The organism is Streptomyces sp. NPDC043876 (assembly GCF_056435825.1).
On the sequence record NZ_JBWKDV010000053.1, the window covers coordinates 1 to 4,214 of the forward strand.

Annotated in this window: 1 protein-coding gene; it reads left to right on the forward strand. The window is 67.3% G+C overall.

The window, feature by feature from the left end; all coding sequences use genetic code 11:
- Positions 1 to 51: 51 nt before the first annotated feature.
- On the forward strand, positions 52 to 4,214 hold a 4,163-nt coding region (locus AC0693_RS38640; RefSeq protein ID WP_478804611.1), incomplete at its 3' end, for an acyl carrier protein.

Genomic DNA, 4,214 nt, shown 5'->3' on the forward strand with positions numbered 1-4,214 from the left:
CGCGAAGAGGTGTTGTGTGCTGTCTTTGCGCAGGTTCTCGGTCTCGACAGTGTGGGTGTCGATGACGACTTCTTCGCCCTCGGCGGCCACTCGCTCATGGCGGTTCACTTGGTGCAGGCGCTGCGCGAGCGCGGAGTTTCGATCTCGGTGCGGGCGCTGTTCCAGACCCCGACGGTGGCCGGCCTCGCGACGGCGACCGCGGGCGTCCAGGTGGAGGTCCCGCCGAACCTGATCCCTGCCGGCGCGCTGGAGATCACGCCGGGCATGCTCCCGCTGGTCGAGCTGTCCGGGGACCACATCGAACGGATCACCACGGCTGTCGAGGGCGGTGCGGCGAACATCGCGGACATCTACCCGCTCGCCCCCCTCCAGGAAGGCCTGCTGTTCCACCACCTCCTGGCCGATGGCGGCGAAGACGCCTACGTCCTGCCGACGGTGCTGGAGTTCGACTCGCGTGAGCGGCTCGACAGCTTCACCGCAGCCTTGCAGCAGGTCATCGACCGGCACGACATCCTCCGCACCTCCATCGTGTGGCAGGGCCTGCGGGAGCCCGTCCAGGTCGTCCGGCGCCACGCGGAACTGCCGGTGACCGAAGTGGAGCTCGACCCGCAGGACGCGGATCCGGTGGCCTCGTTGGTTGCCGCCGGTGGGGCGTCCATGGATCTGGGCCGGGCGCCGCTGATCAGCCTGCACATCACGCCGGTAGAGGCCGGCAACGACCGCTGGCTCGGGCTGGTGCGGGTGCACCACATGGTGCAGGACCACACCGGACTGGAAGTGCTGCTGAGTGAAGTCGAGCTGTGCCTCGCAGGGCGCGGTGTCGAGCTGCCCACGCCGCTGCCGTTCCGCAACTTCGTGGCGCAGGCCCGGGGCGGGGTGACGCGTGCCGAGCATGAGCGATACTTCGCCGAGCTGCTCGGTGATGTGACCGAGCCGACGGCGCCGTTCGGACTGGTCGACGTTCATGGCGACGGTAGCGACTCGACGCATGGAGTCGTGGCACTCACAGAGGATGTGGCCGGCCGGCTGAGAGCTGTTGCGCGCCGACTCGGTGTGAGTGCGGCGACTGTTCTGCACGTGGCATGGGCGCGGGTGCTTGCGACGGTCAGCGGGCGCGAGGACGTCGTGTTCGGGACGGTGCTGTTCGGCCGGATGAACGCCGGCGCCGGCTCGGAGCGGGTGCCCGGACCGTTCATCAACACCCTGCCGGTACGGGCACGAGTGGACGAGCTCGGCGCACTGGAGTCGGTCCGGGCCATGCGCGATCAGCTCGCAGGACTCCTCGAGCACGAGCACGCGCCGCTGGCTTTGGCCCAGCAGGCCAGTGGTGTGGCGAGTGATATGCCACTGTTCACGGCTCTGTTCAACTACCGGCACAACGTCGCGCAGGACGGCGACGGCGGAGAGCGTCAGGCGATGGCCGGCATCCGCGTGCTCCTGGCCAGCGAGCGCACCAATTACCCGCTCTCGGTCTCGGTCGACGACGATGGCAGTGGTATGGCGTTCGCCGTGGAGGCTGCTGCCTCGGTGGATGCCCGCGCCGTGGGCGTGCTGGTGTGCAACGCGGTGGAGCGTTTGGTGGTGGGGCTTGAGGGCGTGTTGGAGGGTGGTTTGGACCTTCCGTTGAGCGCGGTTGATGTGCTGGATGACGTGGAGCGTCGTCGGGTTGTTGTTGAGTGGAATGACACGTCTGCTGTGGTGCCTGCGGGTACGGTGGCGGATTTGTTCGAGGCGCAGGTGGCGCGGACGCCTGATGCGGTTGCTGTGGTGTCGGCTGGTGTTGAGGTTTCGTATGAGGGGTTGGATGTACGGGCGAATCGTCTTGCCCGGCATTTGATGGGCTTGGGTGTGGGTGCTGAGTCTGTGGTGGGGGTGTGTCTTGAGCGTGGTGTTGATGCGGTGGTCGCGCTGTTGGGTGTGCTGAAGGCGGGTGGTGCGTATCTGCCGGTGGATCCGGGCTATCCGGTGGACCGGGTTGCGTTCATGGTCCAGGATGCGGCGCCGGTGGTGGTTTTGGCGTCGGTGGGGACTGTGGGTGTGGTTCCGGCGGGTGTGCGGGTGGTGGTGGTGGATGCGGCGGAGACGGTGGAGTTGCTGGCCGGTCTGGATGGGGGTGTGGCGGCTCGTGGTGGGGTGTTGCCGGGGCATCCGGCGTATGTGATGTATACGTCGGGTTCGACGGGCCGTCCGAAGGGTGTGGTGGTTGAGCATCGTTCGGTGGTGGGTCTGTTGTCGTGGGCTGCTGGTGAGTTCGGTGGTTGTGGTTTTGAGCGGGTGCTGGCTTCGACGTCGCTGAATTTTGATGTGTCGGTGTTCGAGGTGTTCGGTCCGCTGGTGTCGGGTGGTTGTGTGGAGATGGTGCCCGATCTCCTGGCGCTTGCTGATGGCGGGTGTGGTGTGGGGGGTGTGTCGCTGGTCAGTGGTGTTCCGTCGGCGTTTTCGCAGATTCTGGCGTCGGGTGGGCTGGGGGCGCGGCCGGGGACGGTGGTCCTGGCGGGTGAGGCGTTGACCGCGGATGTGGTGGCGGCTGTCCGGCGGGCGGTTGCGGGTGTGCGGGTTGCCAATATTTATGGTCCGACTGAGGCGACGGTGTATGCGTCTGCCTGGTTTGCGGAGGGTGATGTTGAGGGGGTTGTGCCGATTGGCCGGCCGATCTCGAATGTGCGGATGTTCGTGCTGGATGCGGGCTTGCGGCCGGTGCCGGTGGGTGTGGCGGGTGAGTTGTATATCGCGGGTGCGGGGCTGGCGCGGGGGTATTTGAACCGTCCTGGTCTGAGTGCGGAGCGGTTCGTTGCCAGTCCGTTCGGTTCGGGTGAGCGGTTGTATCGCACGGGTGATCTGGTGCGGTGGAGTGCGGCAGGCCAGGTGGAGTATCTGGGCCGGGTCGATGAGCAGGTGAAGGTGCGTGGTTTCCGGATCGAGCTGGGTGAGGTCCAGTCCGTGGTGGCCGCGCATCCGCTCGTTGCGCAGGCTGTGGTCGTGGCGCGTGAGGACGTGCCGGGGGACAAGCGTCTGGTTGCGTACGTCGTCGCGGACACGGGCGTTGCGGGGTTGGTTGCCTCGGTTCGGGACTTCGTTGCCGGGCGGCTGCCGGCGTATATGGTTCCGTCGGCTGTGGTGGTGCTGGAGGCGCTGCCGCTGTCGGTGAACGGGAAGCTGGACCGCAAGGCCCTGCCCGCCCCGGAAATGCCTGCCATGGCCGGCAACAGCGCGGGCCGACGTCCGGCCAACGTCCAGGAGGAGATCCTTTGCGCGGTCTTCGCCGAGGTTCTGGGCGTCGAGAGCATCGGTGTCGACGATGACTTCTTTGCCCGAGGTGGTCACTCCCTGCTCGCCATCAGGCTGGTGAGCCGGATCCGCACCGTACTGGGTGTGGAGGTTCCCCTTCGGGAATTGTTCGAGGCGCCGACCGTCGCGGCACTCGGTCAGAGGCTGGCGGGAGCCGATTCGGCCCGCACGGAACTTACGAAGTGGGACCGGCCCGAGCGGATCCCTTTGTCCTACGCCCAGCGCCGGCTGTGGTTCATCAGCCAGCTGGAGGGCTCCAGCGCTACACACAACATCCCGGTCGTCCTGCGGCTGACCGGCAGCGTGGACGCCCAAGCGCTCGACGCGGCCCTGCGGGATGTGATCGGCAGGCATGAGGTGCTGCGCACGGTCTTCCCCACGGTCGATGGCGAGCCGTACCAGCACATCCTCGCGGCGGACGAGGTCGAGTGGCAGCTGTCGGTGGCAGAGCCGGCTTCCCGGACGGATCTCGACAGCGCGGTGGCCGGCGCTGCAGGTCATGTCTTCGATCTCGCTTCGGAGATACCGATCCGGGCGTGGCTGTTCTCTGAGGGTTCCCGCGAGCACGTGTTGGTCGTGCTGGTGCACCACATCGCCAGCGACGGCTGGTCGTCGGGGCCGCTGGCGCGGGACCTGTCGACTGCCTACGCGGCCCGGTGCGCCGGGCGTGGTCCTGCATGGGAGCCGTTGGCGGTTCAGTACGCCGATTACGCGTTGTGGCAGCGTGAGGTGCTGGGCGACGAGCGTGACCAGCAGTCTCTGATCAACAGGCAGGCGGCGTATTGGCGTGGGGTCCTGGAGGGCGCTCCCGAGGAGTTGGGGCTGCCTTTTGATCATGTGCGGCCGGCGGTGGCGGGTCATCGTGGGCATGGTGTGGCGGTGGAGGTTCCGGCTGAGGTCCATGCGCGGTTGGCGGGGGTGGCGCG